Here is a 14,643-nt window from a genome sequence, read left to right on the forward strand (position 1 = left end):
AGGGATATAAAATGAAAACAATCGCCTTCGGGGCTTTATTATCGTGCGTAGCTTTTTCCTCATTAGCTGAACAACAATACGGCTGGGGAAATATACATTTTGACTATCAATCTTGGGATGCCGGTGTTAAAGACCTCGAATATGAACAAGCCTTAATTGGTATTGAGGGAGGTATTGGTTTTGATTGGGGTGAAATGTACGGTTTTTATGATTTTGAAAATATTCTAGACGACGAGGGAAATCAGGGGCAGACTGCGAATGGTGAAATTCATACCTACCTCTGGAAAACGGGTGCCAGCCTATTTACAAAAGTCTATAATTCGCAAAGCCCTAATTTTAAAGAGACGAATCAATTTATTGGGCTTGGCTATACCGACCTGAAAGGTGATGGATGGTGGTTTAAACCCTGGATTGCTCGACAGTACATTACCGCGCACAGTAATTTTGGCCCAGCTTATGATATTAATGGACTCAATGGTTTCTCAATCGGATGGAACGCTGGCTATGCTTTCAATCTTCTCAACCAGGACTTCTTACTGTCCAATTGGAATGAAATAGAACTTGACCGTAATGATGACTATACCGCAAACAATCATGGTAGCAATGGTTTAAACGGCGGCCTGAATATTACCTGGAAAATCATGCCTCATATATCCACCACATTAATGTATCGGTACTTTTATAACAAACTTGGTGCGGATGGATATGGCGATATTCTCATTTATCGACTGGCCTACGACTTCTAACTTAAGGAGCATTAACGATGTTAAGTATCCACTGGCCTGAATTAACTTCAGCGCAGCGTATTGCCTTAATTACGCCACCTAAGTATGGCAAAGTGCCTATCGTTATTGACAGCGATACCTACAATGAAATTGACGATCAGATGGCCATTGCCTGGGCATTCTTGCACCCAGAGCGCCTCGATCTGCAAGCTGTTTACGCCGCTCCGTTTACCAACCACTATTTTGGTAAAGAGGGCTCGCACACATATGTTGACGATCCCGCAGTAGGCATGCAACTGAGCGTCGATGAGATCTATCGCGTATTTAACAAACTCCCCCGCCGCGAAAACATACCGCAAATATTCCAGGGTTCAACACGCTATCTGAAAGATAGCAATCAGCCGGAGATGTCAGCAGCAGTACAGGATTTGATTAACCGGGCAAGAACGGCTGAGCAAACATTACATGTACTCGCAATCGCCGCGCCGACCAATATCGCTAACGCACTGCTCCTCGCGCCGGACATCGTCACAAAGATTCATGTCATCTGGCTTGGGGGTAACAGTTATGCCTGGAAAGATAATCATGAATTCAACCTGATGCAGGACATTGCGGCGAGTCGGGTACTTTTTGATAGCGGCGTAGCGCTCACCCAAATCCCCTGCTTTGGCGTGGCTAACACTATGGCCTCATCGGTCCCAGAGATGCAGCACTATTTTGCAGAGACCAGCCGCATTGGTAGCTACTTTGCTGAAATTGCCCCGCGATGCCCCTGGATTGGTTTTGCATCCCGCAAAGTCATTTGGGATATCACTACGGTTGGCTATGTCCTGAATCCTGACTGGTTCACCTGTGAATACCGTACATCCCCTTTGATCAATGACAATCTGAGCTGGAGTTTTGATAACCGCCGTCACGTCATTCAGGTCGCAAAATTTATTGAGCGGGATGCTCTCTTTAAAGATCTTTTCCGTAGCATCATTGATGCCGATGAGGGATAAACCATGCAGATACTCATCGTCATACTTGGCATTGTTGTCCTGTTACTCGTTGCCTGGCTATGTTCAGAAAATCGCAAAGCTATCCGGTTTCGCACCGTTGGCGGCGCCTTTGCAATCCAGGCTCTTTTTGCTGCATTTATCCTGTATGTCCCCTTAGGGGAAAAAATCTTACTCGCCATATCAAACAGTCTGTCAGGCATGCTGAACTATTCGTCGGAAGGGATTAACTTTCTCTTCGGTAATCTCGGACAGTTCAAAATGGGGTTTGTATTTGCCGTGCATGTTCTGCCGATTATCATTTTTATGTCGGCATTGTTCTCCGTGCTGTACTACCTGGGCATCATGCAGTGGATTATCCGTCTCATCGGTACGGGTATCCATAAACTGCTGCGCACCAGCCCGGCAGAATCCATGGCTGCAACGGCCAATATTTTTGCGGGCAATACTGACGTCTTCGTCCTGATGAAGCCTTATGCGCCACGCATGACGCGCTCAGAACTGTTTGCCCTCATGACAGGTGGTGTGGCCTCTATCGCAGGCTCAGTGCTGGTTGGCTATGCCAGTATGGGGATCGAAATTCGCTATCTGGTAGCCGCCTCTTTTATGTCAGCACCAGGCGGTCTGTTAATGGCGAAAATGCTGTTTCCAGAAACGGAACCCGAAAACACTGCCGACGTGACGGGCGATATGCTTGGTCAAGATGAACAGCCTATCAACATCGTTGAAGCGGCGACAAATGGCGCGACTATCGGGCTGAAGCTCGCCGCTAACGTGGGGGCAATGCTTCTGGCACTGATTGCATTAATTGCTATGGTGAACGGCTTGTTGGGCTGGTTTTGTAGCTTTTTCGGCTATGGTAACGTCACGCTACAATTTATCTTCAGTTACCTCTTTGCTCCGGTTGCCTGGCTGTTGGGCATTCCCACTAACGAAGTCTTGCAAATTGGCAGCCTGTTAGGTCAAAAATTGGTGCTGAATGAGTTCGTCGCGTATACCAGCTTTATTCCAATGAAAGACCAACTGTCGGAATATTCGCAGATAATAACGATCATGGCGCTGGCTGGGTTTGCCAATTTGTCCTCTCCTGCCGCATTGATTGGCGTACTGGGGGGGATTGTGCCGGGGAAAAAAAGTTTCATTGCTAAAATGGGGCTTAAAGTGATCCTGGCGGGCACGTTGTCTAACCTACTGAGCGCAGCACTGACCGGGCTGTTTTTCCTTCTGGCCCACTAAGAAAAAAGGCCGCATTCGCGGCCTTTTTAGTTAGTTCAGATTACTCTTCTTTCGGCGTTGCGTTTTCAACCCGGCTTTTTAACTTCTGTCCGGGTCTGAAGGTCACCACGCGCCGTGCTGTAATGGGAATATCTTCGCCCGTTTTCGGATTACGGCCCGGACGTTGATTCTTATCACGCAGATCGAAGTTACCAAAACCAGAGAGTTTTACCTGCTCACCATTTTCCAGAGCACGACGGATCTCTTCGAAAAACAGCTCGACCAGTTCTTTGGCATCCCGCTTGCTAAGCCCAAGCTTATCAAACAGATATTCTGACATTTCAGCTTTTGTAAGCGCCATAGGTTCAATCCCTCAATGATGCCTGGAATCGCTCTTTTAATGCCTCTACACATTTGGCGACGGTAGCGGCAATCTCCTCTTCTTCAAGTGTACGGCTGGTATCCTGAAGGATCAGGCTGATAGCGAGGCTCTTATAACCCTCCGCAACACCCTTACCGCGGTACACGTCAAACAAGTTTACGCCAACTACCTGATTTACGCCAACTTTCTTACATTCGGATAAAATATCCGCAGCGGGAACGTTTTCTGCCACAACGACTGCGATGTCGCGACGGTTCGCCGGGAAGCGAGAAACTTCACGCGCCTGAGGCACCACGCGGTCTGCGAGCTTGTTCCACTCCAGTTCAAACACCAGAGTGCGACCGTTCAGATCCAGTTTACGTTCAAGTTCAGGATGAACAACCCCAATGAAACCAATGCGTTCACCTTTCAGATAAATCGCCGCAGACTGCCCCGGATGCAGTGCTGGATTCGCTTCAGCTTTGAATTGAATATCCGCCAGCTTGCCGGTCAGGTCGAGAACCGCTTCCAGATCGCCTTTCAGATCATAGAAATCAACAGTCTCTTTTGCCAGATTCCAGTGTTCATCATGACGGTTACCGCAGATCGCGCCCGCCAGCATCAGATCCTGACGGATCCCGAGATTGGCCTGCGTGTCCGGTACGAAACGTAAACCCGTTTCGAAAATACGCACGCGGTTTTGCTGACGATTCTGGTTGTACACTACCGTAGACAGCAAGCCGGTCCACAGGGATAAACGCATTGCCGACATATCAATCGAGATTGGGCTTGGCAGCAACAGCGCTTCTTCACCCGGGTGCAGCAGCGCCTGGACTTTCGGGTCGACAAAGCTGTAGGTAATAACTTCCTGGTAGCCTTTGTCATTCAGCATGGTTTTTACGCGTTTCAGCGACAAATCCGCTTCACGATGCGTACCCATGATAAGACCCGCCTGAATTGGCGTATTCGGGATATTGTCATAACCGTATACGCGGGCGACTTCTTCGACCAGGTCTTCTTCGATCTCCATATCGAAACGCCAGCTCGGTGCTACCGCTTTCCACTCATCTTGCCCTTCCGTGACATCACAACCCAGACGGCGCAGAATATCGCTCACCTGCTCATCTGCAATATGGTGTCCGATCAGACGCTCCAGTTTGCTACGGCGAAGCGTAATGGTTGCGCGTTTTGGCAGCGAGGCTTCGTTCGTCACGTCAATGATTGGACCCGCTTCGCCGCCGCAGATATCAATCAGCAAGCGCGTAGCACGTTCCATGGCTTTATGTTGCAGCGCCGGATCGACACCACGCTCATAGCGGTGAGAGGCATCGGTGTGCAGACCGTGACGACGCGCGCGACCGGTAATAGACAGCGGGCTGAAGAACGCGCATTCCAGCAGGACGTTTTGCGTTTCATCATTCACACCGGAGTGCTCGCCACCAAAGATGCCGCCCATTGCCAGCGCTTTGTTATGGTCCGCAATCACCAGCGTATCCGCATTCAGCTTCGCTTCACTGCCGTCCAGCAATACCAGGGTTTCACCTTCTTTTGCCATGCGGACAACAATCCCGCCTTCAATGCGGTCTTTGTCGAATGCGTGCATCGGCTGGCCCAATTCGAGCAGCACATAGTTAGTCACGTCAACCACGGCATCGATCGAGCGGATGCCGCAACGACGCAGTTTTTCTTTCATCCACAGCGGGGTTGGCGCTTTAACGTTAATGCCTTTCACCACGCGGCCCAGATAGCGTGGGCAGGCTTCCACCGCGTCGACCTGAATCGGCAGGACGTCGCTAATGGTTGCGGCTACTGGCGCTATTTCCGGCTCAACCAGAGGGGCTTTGTTCAATACAGCTACGTCACGTGCCACACCGATAATGCCTAAGCAGTCGGCGCGGTTCGGAGTGACGCTGATTTCGATAGTATTATCGTCAAGCTTCAGGTATTCACGGATATCGGTACCAATTGGTGCATCGACAGGCAGTTCGATAATACCGTTGTGATCGTCGGAAATGCCCAGCTCGGAGAACGAGCACAGCATGCCTTCAGACGGCTCACCGCGCAGTTTTGCGGCTTTGATTTTGAAATCGCCCGGCAGAACGGCACCAACGGTTGCTACAGCCACTTTCAGCCCTTGACGGCAGTTTGGCGCACCGCAGACGATATCCAGCAGGCGGTCGCCGCCGACATTCACCTTGGTGACGCGCAGTTTGTCAGCGTTCGGATGCTGAGCGCACTCAACCACTTCGCCCACCACAACGCCGTTGAACGCGCCAGAAACAGGATCCACACCGTCAACTTCCAGACCCGCCATCGTGATTTGGTTTGACAACGCATCGCTATCAATCGCCGGGTTTACCCATTCGCGTAACCACAGTTCACTGAATTTCATTGTTTTATCCTGCCTTTATTTAAACTGTTTGAGGAAACGCAGATCGTTTTCGAAGAAAGAACGCAGATCGGTTACGCCGTAACGCAGCATGGTCAGACGCTCCATACCCATACCGAATGCAAAGCCAGAGTAGATTTCCGGATCGATACCGACGTTACGCAGCACGTTAGGGTGAACCATTCCGCAACCCAATACTTCCAGCCATTTGCCATTTTTACCCATCACATCGACTTCCGCAGAAGGTTCGGTGAACGGGAAGTAGGAAGGACGGAAACGAACCTGCAGGTCTTCTTCAAAGAAGTTGCGCAGGAAATCGTGCAGCGTGCCTTTCAGGTTGGTGAAGTTGATGTTGGTATCAACAATCAGCCCTTCCATCTGATGGAACATTGGGGTGTGCGTCTGATCGTAGTCGTTACGATATACGCGGCCCGGAGCGATAATACGGATCGGCGGCTGTTTTTCTTTCATGGTGCGGATCTGCACGCCGGAAGTCTGCGTGCGCAGCAGACGCGTCGCATCAAACCAGAAAGTGTCGTGGTCAGCGCGCGCCGGGTGATGGCCAGGAATGTTCAGCGCATCGAAGTTATGATAGTCATCTTCGATTTCCGGACCGGTCGCCACGGTAAAGCCCAGCTCACCAAAGAAACTTTCAATGCGATCGATAGTCCGCGTTACCGGATGCAAACCGCCGTTCTCGATACGACGCCCAGGCAAGGAGATATCGATCGTTTCTTCAGCCAGACGAGCATTCAGCGCGGCATTTTCTAATTCGGCTTTACGCGCGTTCAGCGCTTGCTGAACCTGCTCTTTGGCTTCGTTTATCACCGCACCTGCTGCCGGGCGCTCTTCTGCCGGCAGTTCACGCAGGGTAGTCATCTGAAGGGTCAGGTGCCCTTTCTTGCCCAAATATTCGACGCGGACATTGTCTAACGCGGCAACATCTGAAGCCTGGTTAATGGCGGCCGTTGCACTGGCAACCAGCTCTGCGAGATGTGACATGGTTTTCCTCGTTATGTTGCGATATTCACTAGTCGCTCGTATATACACAAAATCATTCTGGCTGAGTCAAGGCAGCAGTAAAGCGCTAATCCTCAGGAGCGTACACAAGTACGAGACTGGGGGAAGCGACTGCAGCCAATGCAGAGGCAGCCTGAAGGATAACGTGTATAAAAAAAGCCTCCACCAGGGAGGCTTTTAGGCGCTGTTTTCCGTTTCTTCTTTCACGCGCAAGCCTCCTGAGTTCAGGTGCTAAAGTAAAAGAAGAAGCGGAAAATAGCAGCATTCATGCTTGCGTTACCTTGTGTGGTAAAAACCGGACAACCTTTATTGAAAAGGCTTACGGATAAATTGTCAACCAATTGATTGCACTACAAATAAAAGAGAGGGAGCCAGGCTCCCTCTTTTCACCGGCTTATGCCAGAGCTGCTTTCGCTTTTTCGACCAGAGCGGTGAACGCTACTTTGTCGAATACTGCGATGTCAGCCAGGATCTTACGGTCGATTTCAACAGAGGCTTTTTTCAGGCCGTTGATGAATTTGCTGTAAGAAATACCGTTCTGACGTGCTGCTGCGTTGATACGCGCAATCCACAGTTGACGGAACTGACGCTTTTTCTGACGACGGTCACGATAAGCGTACTGACCAGCTTTGATAACAGCCTGGAAGGCAACGCGGTATACGCGAGAACGCGCACCGTAGTAGCCTTTAGCTTGTTTCAAAATTTTCTTGTGACGTGCACGGGCAACTACACCACGTTTTACGCGAGCCATATGTGCTCTCCTGTATCTATATTCTTAGTAAAAAAATTAATTAAACGTTAACGGCTTATGCGTACGGCAGGCACGCGATAACCAGACCCAGATCGCCTTTAGAAACGAGGCCTTTTGGACGCAGGTGACGTTTACGCTTAGTAGATTTTTTGGTCAGAATATGACGCAGGTTTGCGTGCTTACGCTTAAATCCACCACCACCGGTTTTTTTGAAGCGCTTAGCAGCACCGCGTACGGTCTTAATTTTTGGCATTTTAATAACTTCCACTTCGCATTGTTAATAAACGAAACGTAGGCGAACAACGGCTGTGGAACCCGCAGGCTCCACAGACATTGCTACTTGAAGGCCTTACTGTTTCTTCTTAGGAGCGAGCACCATGATCATCTGGCGGCCTTCGATCTTCGTAGGGAAGGATTCGACTACTGCCAGTTCACTCAGATCGTCACGGACGCGGTTGAGCACTTCCATACCGATCTGTTGGTGGGCCATCTCACGACCGCGAAAACGCAGCGTGATCTTAGCCTTATCGCCATCTTCCAGAAAGCGTACCAGGCTGCGGAGTTTTACCTGGTAATCGCCATCGTCGGTGCCAGGACGGAATTTAATTTCCTTAACCTGGATAACTTTTTGCTTTTTCTTCTGTTCCTTAGAAGACTTACTCTTTTCATAAAGGAACTTGCCGTAGTCCATAATACGACAAACTGGCGGTTCGGCGTTAGGGCTGATTTCAACTAAATCTACTCCAGCTTCTTCAGCTTTTTCGATCGCTTCTCTCAGACTCACAATACCCAAAGCTTCGCCTTCCAGACCTGTTAAGCGAACTTCCAGGGCGCGAATCTCGCCATTGATACGATTCGGACGTGACGTTTGAACTCGTTTTCCGCCTTTAATACCTTATTCCTCCAGTTGTTGAAGACTGCGGCTGCGAATCTCTTGTTGCAGCTTCTCAATCACTTCATTTACGTCCAGGCTGCCCAAGTCTTTGCCACGACGGGTGCGCACGGCAACTTTGCCTGCTTCTACCTCTTTGTCGCCACAGACCAACATATAAGGGACACGACGTAAAGTGTGCTCGCGGATTTTAAAGCCAATCTTCTCATTTCTCAAGTCTGCTTTTACACGAATACCCGCATTTTGTAGTTTCTGCGTTAATTCGTTGACGTATTCAGACTGTGAATCGGTGATGTTCATGACGACAACCTGAACTGGCGCAAGCCAGGTCGGGAAGAAGCCAGCGAACTCTTCGGTCAGGATACCGATGAAACGTTCCATCGACCCAAGAATTGCGCGGTGAATCATAACCGGCACCTGACGCTCGTTGTTTTCGCCAACATAAGAGGCGCTTAAACGGGACGGCAGAGAGAAGTCCAGCTGTACAGTACCGCACTGCCATGCACGATCGAGGCAGTCATACAGGGTAAATTCAATTTTCGGACCGTAGAATGCGCCCTCACCCAGTTGGTACTCAAACGGGATGTTGTTTTCTTCCAGCGCAACGGCCAGGTCAGCTTCAGCACGGTCCCACATTTCATCGCTACCGATACGTTTTTCGGGGCGAGTGGACAGTTTGACGACGATTTTCTCGAAGCCAAAGGTGCTATACATATCGTAGACCATACGAATGCAAGCGTTAACTTCATCACGGATCTGCTCTTCTGTACAGAAGATATGTGCATCATCCTGAGTGAAGCCACGAACACGCATCAGGCCATGCAGCGCGCCTGACGGCTCATTACGGTGGCAGCTACCAAACTCGGCCATACGCAACGGCAGATCACGATAGGATTTCAGACCCTGATTGAAGATCTGCACGTGACCCGGGCAGTTCATGGGTTTAATACAGTATTCACGGTTCTCAGAGGAGGTCGTGAACATCGCATCTTTGTAGTTATCCCAGTGACCTGTTTTTTCCCACAGCACGCGGTCCATCATGAACGGACCTTTAACTTCCTGATACTGGTATTCTTTCAGTTTTGAGCGAACAAAGACTTCCAGTTCACGGAAGATTGTCCAGCCATCATTGTGCCAGAACACCATACCCGGCGCTTCTTCCTGCATATGATACAGGTCAAGCTGCTTACCGATTTTACGGTGGTCGCGTTTGGCCGCTTCTTCCAGACGTTGCAGGTAGGCATTCAGGGCTTTTTTATCGGCCCATGCAGTACCATAAATACGCTGCAGCATCTTGTTATTGCTGTCGCCACGCCAGTATGCCCCAGCGGTCTTCATCAGTTTGAAGTGATGACAGAAACGCATGTTCGGCACGTGCGGGCCACGGCACATATCGACATATTCTTCATGATGGTACAAGCCAGGCTTGTCATCATGGGCAATGTTTTCATCAAGAATGGAGACTTTATAGGTCTCGCCACGCTTCACGAAGGTTTCACGCGCTTCGTACCAGCTGACTTTCTTCTTAATGACATCGTAGTTTTTCTCAGCGAGCTCGTGCATCCGCTTCTCGAGCGCGTCGACATCTTCCTGGGTTAGCGTACGGTCAAGATCGATATCGTAGTAAAAACCGTTATCAACAACCGGTCCGATCGCCATTTTGGTGTGCGGCCAGAGTTGTTTGATCGCGTGCCCTAACAGGTGCGCACAGGAGTGACGAATGATCTCCAGACCTTCTTCATCCTTCGCGGTGATGATGGAGAGCTTCGCATCATGCTCAATCAGATCGGAAGCATCTACCAGCTCACCGTCAACACGGCCAGCAATAGTGGCTTTCGCCAGACCTGGACCGATGTCCAGCGCAACATCCATGGGGCTTACAGCGTGGTCGTAATGGCGTTGGCTGCCATCAGGAAGAGTAATAACAGGCATGTTATATCCTTATTTGCAGTGGTGACCCACACGTAAGATCACATACAAAGATTCAATATTTAAAATCATCAAAAAGGTGTGGGCTGATTCCCGCTTCACTCTGCGAAATATGTCACTGGTCGCCTTAATGGCTACACTGGACCTACACCCGCTTTTTGATAACACCGTTTGACAGTGTACACGGCATTACGAGCCGATCAAAGCAACAATCAACGCGCACTCTATGATGTAAATCAATTCACTGACACCCTGACGTTTTTGTTACACTTGTATAAAGTCATCTAACCTGAGCAGGAAAAGGACAATGCCAACAAATCGCTTTGCGAAGAAACACTGGAAGATGGTTGTGATACTGCTCGTTATTTGTGCGGCAATGCTGATGCTACGTTGGGCTGCGATGATCTGGGGTTAAAATACTGGTACACGCAGTTCCGGTTCCGTTGTATTTATCAATTAAATCGAATTCGTCTGAAAATAGCGCGTTATTGATAAGTATTAAAAATAAAACACAGATTTAATATTAAATAAATTTAACGTTAATTGAGAAAAGCCGGGCCAATTATTTGACCCGGCTTGTCATTACATACGATAGCCGAGTGACACAGTAGTACGACGATCGGTATGCTCCGGCGCTGTTGCCGGTGGTTCAGAGTTCCAGGTAACGTTGTAAGCCACCTTTAACCCAAAGTGTTCGTTGATAGCAACGTTCAAGGCCGTTTCAGAATTGAGCGTTGTATCGTCAGCACCAAATACCGACACACCTTGCGTAAACTTAGTATTGTCCGTCATCTGCCACGCATAGGCCCCGGACGCATAGCCCAGCGGCTGTGTTTCGGTGGTGCCATCCGTGTGCTCGTCATAGCGCACACCAGGACCGAATTCAAAACGGAAGCTGTGCACTGGTCCGTTTAGGAACTGACGACCATAACCTGCGGTCAGCACGTCACGCTCGCGATAGCCGTTGTAACGGTCGGTCAGCCAGCTTGCCTGACCAAAGAGATAATCATAGTCGGTCATGTTGTAACGACTACGGCCACCTACGGCATATTTCTCTGATGAACGCTCATCATTTGAGGAGGTATTGCTGGCATTTCCCCACAAAGACCACGCCGTAGTTTGACCGTACCAGGTCATGGTGGTGTCTGCAGTTAAAGAAGAACTTTTTGTGTTGCCTGACTGGGCGAGATATCCCGCGTTCAGGTTACCTTCAAAGGGTTTTTTCGCGCTGGAAGGGTCATCCATGACAGTAAAAACGGAATCATCGGCGGCAGCCTGCATTGACGCAAGCAGGCCACCCGTCAGCAGTAACGCTGCGGGCACTGTCTTCAAAAGCTTCATTTATTAAGAGTCCGTACAACAAAAAAAGAGACCATAACGGTCTCGGAAACTTTCATATGGATCAATGACAAAAGACCCTTGAAAGGTAACAAATTATAAAAAGACTCGAATAACATAGCAATAAATTCTTATTTCATTTTTTGAATAAGAGCGTTCCTAAACCGTTTTTTTATTTATATATCTTTAACGCGAATATTTTAAATAAAGATATGAAAAATCATGTTGTTAATTACTTCACTTTCGGGGGGTTAAGTGCCAGACTGAGGACAGCCTAACAGGAGGTAAAGATGGTACGTATCTATACGTTAACACTTGCGCCCTCTCTCGATAGCGCAACAATCACGCCGCAAATCTACTCGGAAGGTAAGCTTCGCTGTACCTCGCCGGTTTTTGAACCCGGCGGCGGCGGTATCAACGTCGCTCGCGCGATTGCCCATCTTGGCGGCACCGCTACGGCCATCTTCCCTGCGGGTGGCGCCACCGGAGAGCATCTTGTTGCTTTGCTCGCCGACGAAAATGTTCCCGTATCCACCGTCGAAGCTAAAGACTGGACCCGACAAAATCTCCATGTGCACGTTGAGTCCAGCGGCGAACAGTATCGCTTCGTCATGCCAGGCGCTGCGCTCACCGATGATGAGTTCTACCAACTTCAGGATCAGGTGCTGGAAATTGAGTCTGGCGCACTGCTGGTTATTAGCGGCAGTTTGCCGCCTGGCGTACAGCTTGAGAAGCTGACCCGGCTCATTACCACAGCACAAAAACAAGGGATTCGCTGTATCGTCGATAGTTCTGGCGAAGCGCTGGCGGCAGCATTAACCATCGGCAATATCGAACTGGTCAAACCCAACCTTAAAGAACTGAGCGCGCTGGTGAATCGCGAACTCACGCAGCCCGATGATGTGCGCAACGCCGCGCAGGAAATCGTGCAAAGCGGAAAAGCGCATCGCGTAGTAGTCTCGCTTGGACCACAAGGAGCGCTGGGCGTTGATCGTGAAACCTGTGTCCAGGTGGTTCCGCCACCGGTGAAGAGTCAAAGTACCGTAGGCGCGGGCGACAGTATGGTCGGGGCCATGACGCTTAAACTGGCGGAGAGCGCACCTTTTGCAGATATTGTTCGTTACGGTGTCGCCGCAGGTAGCGCCGCCACCCTGAATCAGGGTACGCGTCTGTGCGCTTTAGAGGATACGCAAAAAATATACGCGTATCTGGCTCAGTAATAACGGCTTCCTCTTGTTTAGCTACAAGGGGATTTCCCCGTAAAACTGTCGGCATAGGTGTTATACGTCTATGATGAAAAATCACGTGATTACAAAGCAGTGAATCATGTGCGACCAGGCGTCTTCACAACTATGCGAGGTGAAGAAGAACGACACACATTAAGTGCCTTTCCAGCGATGACGCGTCCGTGGTGTGCGTCAGTTCGTGTTTTTTAACCGCATTCTTGCGCTAACCTTATGATCTGGCAGACAACATGGGGAGAGACATCATGTGGCAGGCTATCAGTCGTCTTTTAAGCGAGCAATTAGGTGAAGGCGAAATCGAACTGCGTAACGAACTGCCCGGCGGAGAGATCCACGCCGCATGGCATTTACGCTATGCGGGGCGCGATTTTTTCGTTAAATGCGATGAAAGAGAGCTGTTAACCGGCTTTACGGCGGAAGCCGATCAGCTGGAGCTACTTTCTCGCAGTCAAACCGTGTCTGTACCGAAAGTCTGGGCGGTAGGCGCAGACAGAGATTACAGCTTTCTGGTGATGGATTTCCTCCCTCCCCGTCCGCTTGATGCGCACAACGCGTTTATCCTCGGCCAACAGTTGGCGCATTTGCATGAATGGAGCGATCAGCCGCAGTTTGGGCTCGACTTCGATAATGCGCTCTCTACCACGCCGCAGCCCAACACCTGGCAACGTCGCTGGTCAACCTTTTTTGCCGAGCAGCGTATTGGCTGGCAGCTGGAACTCGCCGCTGAAAAAGGCATTGCGTTTGGCAATATCGACGCCATCGTCGAGCATGTTCAGCAGCGTCTCTCTTCTCATCAGCCGCAGCCGTCTCTTCTGCATGGTGATTTGTGGTCCGGGAACTGCGCTCTCGGCCCGAACGGCCCGTACATCTTTGACCCTGCCTGCTACTGGGGGGACAGAGAGTGTGACCTGGCAATGCTGCCGTTACATACCGATCAGCCGCCGCAACTCTATGACGGTTATCAGTCTGTTTCTCCGCTACCATTGGATTTTCTCGACAGACAGCCTGTCTACCAGCTCTATACGCTGCTGAACAGGGCTATTCTGTTCGGGGGACAGCATCTGGTCGTGGCGCAGAAAGCGCTGGACAGGTTACTGGCGGCTTAGCAAAGTCGCACGTTGCTTATCTGGCCTGGCGTTTCGCAACGCGTCAGGCCTGATAGTGCAGCAGTTACAAAAAGCCCAGTAATGAAAAGAAGAAATAGCCAATCACGATAACGATCACCGGCAAAATATAGAGCGGGAAAATTTGTAAAAAGATCGTATGGTGCGGTACCACAATACGCGACTCAAGTTGCTCGCGTGATAACCCTTCACTGCCCTTTGCCTGTTCCAGAATCAACTGATCCTCAACGCCCTCGCGTAAATAACGCGCCTGACGGCTCATTCTGGCGCCTGAATCCTGCAATGCCAGACCGATAAAAATCAGAATGAAAATCAGCCAAAAAACGAGATTCAGTCCACTTTGAAAATCGGGCGTCGGCGAGTTATACCAAAACACGTTAAGAAAAGGTGTGTTCACACGCATCATGTCGATCATCACGTGTGCAAAATCGAGCATGACCGCGTTAATCCCTTCCTGCTTTTCGCTGTGCGCATACATAAACTTCAGTACTGAAACCAGGGTTGAAATCAGCGCGGGAATGAAAATCACCCATCCCACCAGCCTTTTCAAGATAGCAATGCGTCCAGCTTGTTGATACGTCATGAGTTCCCCTTGATTAAGACGTGTCATTTTGGCCTAAGTTTACCCGTTGATTATCGTTTTCGCCTGATCTTTAA

At 49.9% G+C, this 14,643-nt stretch carries 16 protein-coding genes and 1 other annotated feature; of the genes, 6 read left to right on the forward strand and 10 right to left on the reverse strand.

Annotation, left to right across the window (positions count from 1 at the left end; all coding sequences use genetic code 11):
• The first annotated feature begins 11 nt into the window (after nucleotides 1-11).
• From HV334_RS13790 to HV334_RS13800, 3 genes are read left to right on the forward strand one after another with little or no spacing between them, the layout of a single operon-like run.
• Nucleotides 12-746, forward strand: coding sequence for an outer membrane protein OmpK (locus HV334_RS13790; RefSeq protein WP_047500289.1), 735 nt, complete (start codon nucleotides 12-14; stop codon nucleotides 744-746).
• A 17-nt stretch (nucleotides 747-763) separates the two neighbouring features.
• Entirely contained in the window at nucleotides 764-1,726 is a 963-nt protein-coding gene (locus HV334_RS13795; protein ID WP_080858713.1) for a nucleoside hydrolase, read from the forward strand.
• Nucleotides 1,727-1,729: 3 nt separating this feature from the next.
• Nucleotides 1,730-2,959 (forward strand): NupC/NupG family nucleoside CNT transporter, encoded by a 1,230-nt coding sequence (locus tag HV334_RS13800; RefSeq protein WP_047500286.1) that lies wholly within the window; start codon nucleotides 1,730-1,732, stop codon nucleotides 2,957-2,959.
• A 40-nt stretch (nucleotides 2,960-2,999) separates the two neighbouring features.
• Here the strand turns inward: HV334_RS13800 and ihfA are convergent, their stop codons facing one another.
• The 8 genes from ihfA to thrS form a co-directional block, all read right to left on the reverse strand.
• Nucleotides 3,000-3,299, reverse strand: a complete 300-nt coding sequence (gene ihfA, locus HV334_RS13805; RefSeq protein ID WP_003030571.1) for an integration host factor subunit alpha — start codon at nucleotides 3,297-3,299, stop codon at nucleotides 3,000-3,002.
• Nucleotides 3,300-3,303: 4 nt separating this feature from the next.
• On the reverse strand, nucleotides 3,304-5,691 hold the full coding sequence (pheT, locus tag HV334_RS13810; protein ID WP_181220506.1) for a phenylalanine--tRNA ligase subunit beta: 2,388 nt from the start codon (nucleotides 5,689-5,691) through the stop codon (nucleotides 3,304-3,306).
• A gap of 15 nt (nucleotides 5,692-5,706) precedes the next feature.
• Nucleotides 5,707-6,690 (reverse strand): phenylalanine--tRNA ligase subunit alpha, encoded by a 984-nt coding sequence (gene pheS, locus HV334_RS13815; RefSeq protein ID WP_016152865.1) that lies wholly within the window; start codon nucleotides 6,688-6,690, stop codon nucleotides 5,707-5,709.
• A 167-nt stretch (nucleotides 6,691-6,857) separates the two neighbouring features.
• Nucleotides 6,858-6,982 (reverse strand) — a sequence feature (Phe leader region).
• On the reverse strand, nucleotides 6,933-6,977 hold the full coding sequence (gene pheM, locus HV334_RS25175; RefSeq protein ID WP_001386830.1) for a pheST operon leader peptide PheM: 45 nt from the start codon (nucleotides 6,975-6,977) through the stop codon (nucleotides 6,933-6,935). (Overlaps the previous feature by 45 nt.)
• Nucleotides 6,983-7,102: 120 nt before the next feature.
• Nucleotides 7,103-7,459 (reverse strand): 50S ribosomal protein L20, encoded by a 357-nt coding sequence (rplT, locus tag HV334_RS13825; protein ID WP_003030578.1) that lies wholly within the window; start codon nucleotides 7,457-7,459, stop codon nucleotides 7,103-7,105.
• Nucleotides 7,460-7,514: 55 nt separating this feature from the next.
• Complete coding sequence (rpmI, locus tag HV334_RS13830) at nucleotides 7,515-7,712, reverse strand: 50S ribosomal protein L35 (protein WP_003030583.1); 198 nt, start codon at nucleotides 7,710-7,712, stop codon at nucleotides 7,515-7,517.
• A 96-nt stretch (nucleotides 7,713-7,808) separates the two neighbouring features.
• Complete coding sequence (gene infC, locus HV334_RS13835; protein ID WP_181221898.1) at nucleotides 7,809-8,351, reverse strand: translation initiation factor IF-3; 543 nt, start codon at nucleotides 8,349-8,351, stop codon at nucleotides 7,809-7,811.
• Nucleotides 8,352-8,354: 3 nt separating this feature from the next.
• The gene (thrS, locus tag HV334_RS13840) at nucleotides 8,355-10,283 is read right to left on the reverse strand and encodes a threonine--tRNA ligase (RefSeq protein WP_047500283.1); all 1,929 of its coding nucleotides are present in this window, start codon (nucleotides 10,281-10,283) and stop codon (nucleotides 8,355-8,357) included.
• A gap of 304 nt (nucleotides 10,284-10,587) precedes the next feature.
• On the opposite strand from thrS, the gene yniD reads away from it, so the two are divergent.
• Nucleotides 10,588-10,695: a small membrane protein YniD gene (gene yniD, locus HV334_RS13845; protein ID WP_003030590.1), complete on the forward strand. Its 108-nt coding sequence runs from the start codon at nucleotides 10,588-10,590 to the stop codon at nucleotides 10,693-10,695.
• Nucleotides 10,696-10,862: 167 nt separating this feature from the next.
• On the opposite strand, the gene HV334_RS13850 is transcribed toward yniD, so the two are convergent.
• Complete coding sequence (locus HV334_RS13850) at nucleotides 10,863-11,621, reverse strand: YdiY family protein (protein WP_016152863.1); 759 nt, start codon at nucleotides 11,619-11,621, stop codon at nucleotides 10,863-10,865.
• Between the two features lie 287 nt (nucleotides 11,622-11,908).
• Between HV334_RS13850 and pfkB the strand changes: the two genes are divergently transcribed.
• Nucleotides 11,909-12,838: a 6-phosphofructokinase II gene (gene pfkB, locus HV334_RS13855; protein ID WP_181220507.1), complete on the forward strand. Its 930-nt coding sequence runs from the start codon at nucleotides 11,909-11,911 to the stop codon at nucleotides 12,836-12,838.
• Between the two features lie 269 nt (nucleotides 12,839-13,107).
• Complete coding sequence (locus HV334_RS13860) at nucleotides 13,108-13,968, forward strand: fructosamine kinase family protein (protein ID WP_016152861.1); 861 nt, start codon at nucleotides 13,108-13,110, stop codon at nucleotides 13,966-13,968.
• A 64-nt stretch (nucleotides 13,969-14,032) separates the two neighbouring features.
• Here HV334_RS13860 and HV334_RS13865 read toward each other — a convergent pair whose 3' ends face one another.
• Nucleotides 14,033-14,569 (reverse strand): YniB family protein, encoded by a 537-nt coding sequence (locus HV334_RS13865; RefSeq protein ID WP_019076635.1) that lies wholly within the window; start codon nucleotides 14,567-14,569, stop codon nucleotides 14,033-14,035.
• Nucleotides 14,570-14,643 lie beyond the last annotated feature (74 nt).

The organism is Citrobacter sp. RHBSTW-00944, assembly GCF_013615435.1.
Taxonomy (GTDB): Bacteria; Pseudomonadota; Gammaproteobacteria; order Enterobacterales; family Enterobacteriaceae; genus Citrobacter; species Citrobacter braakii.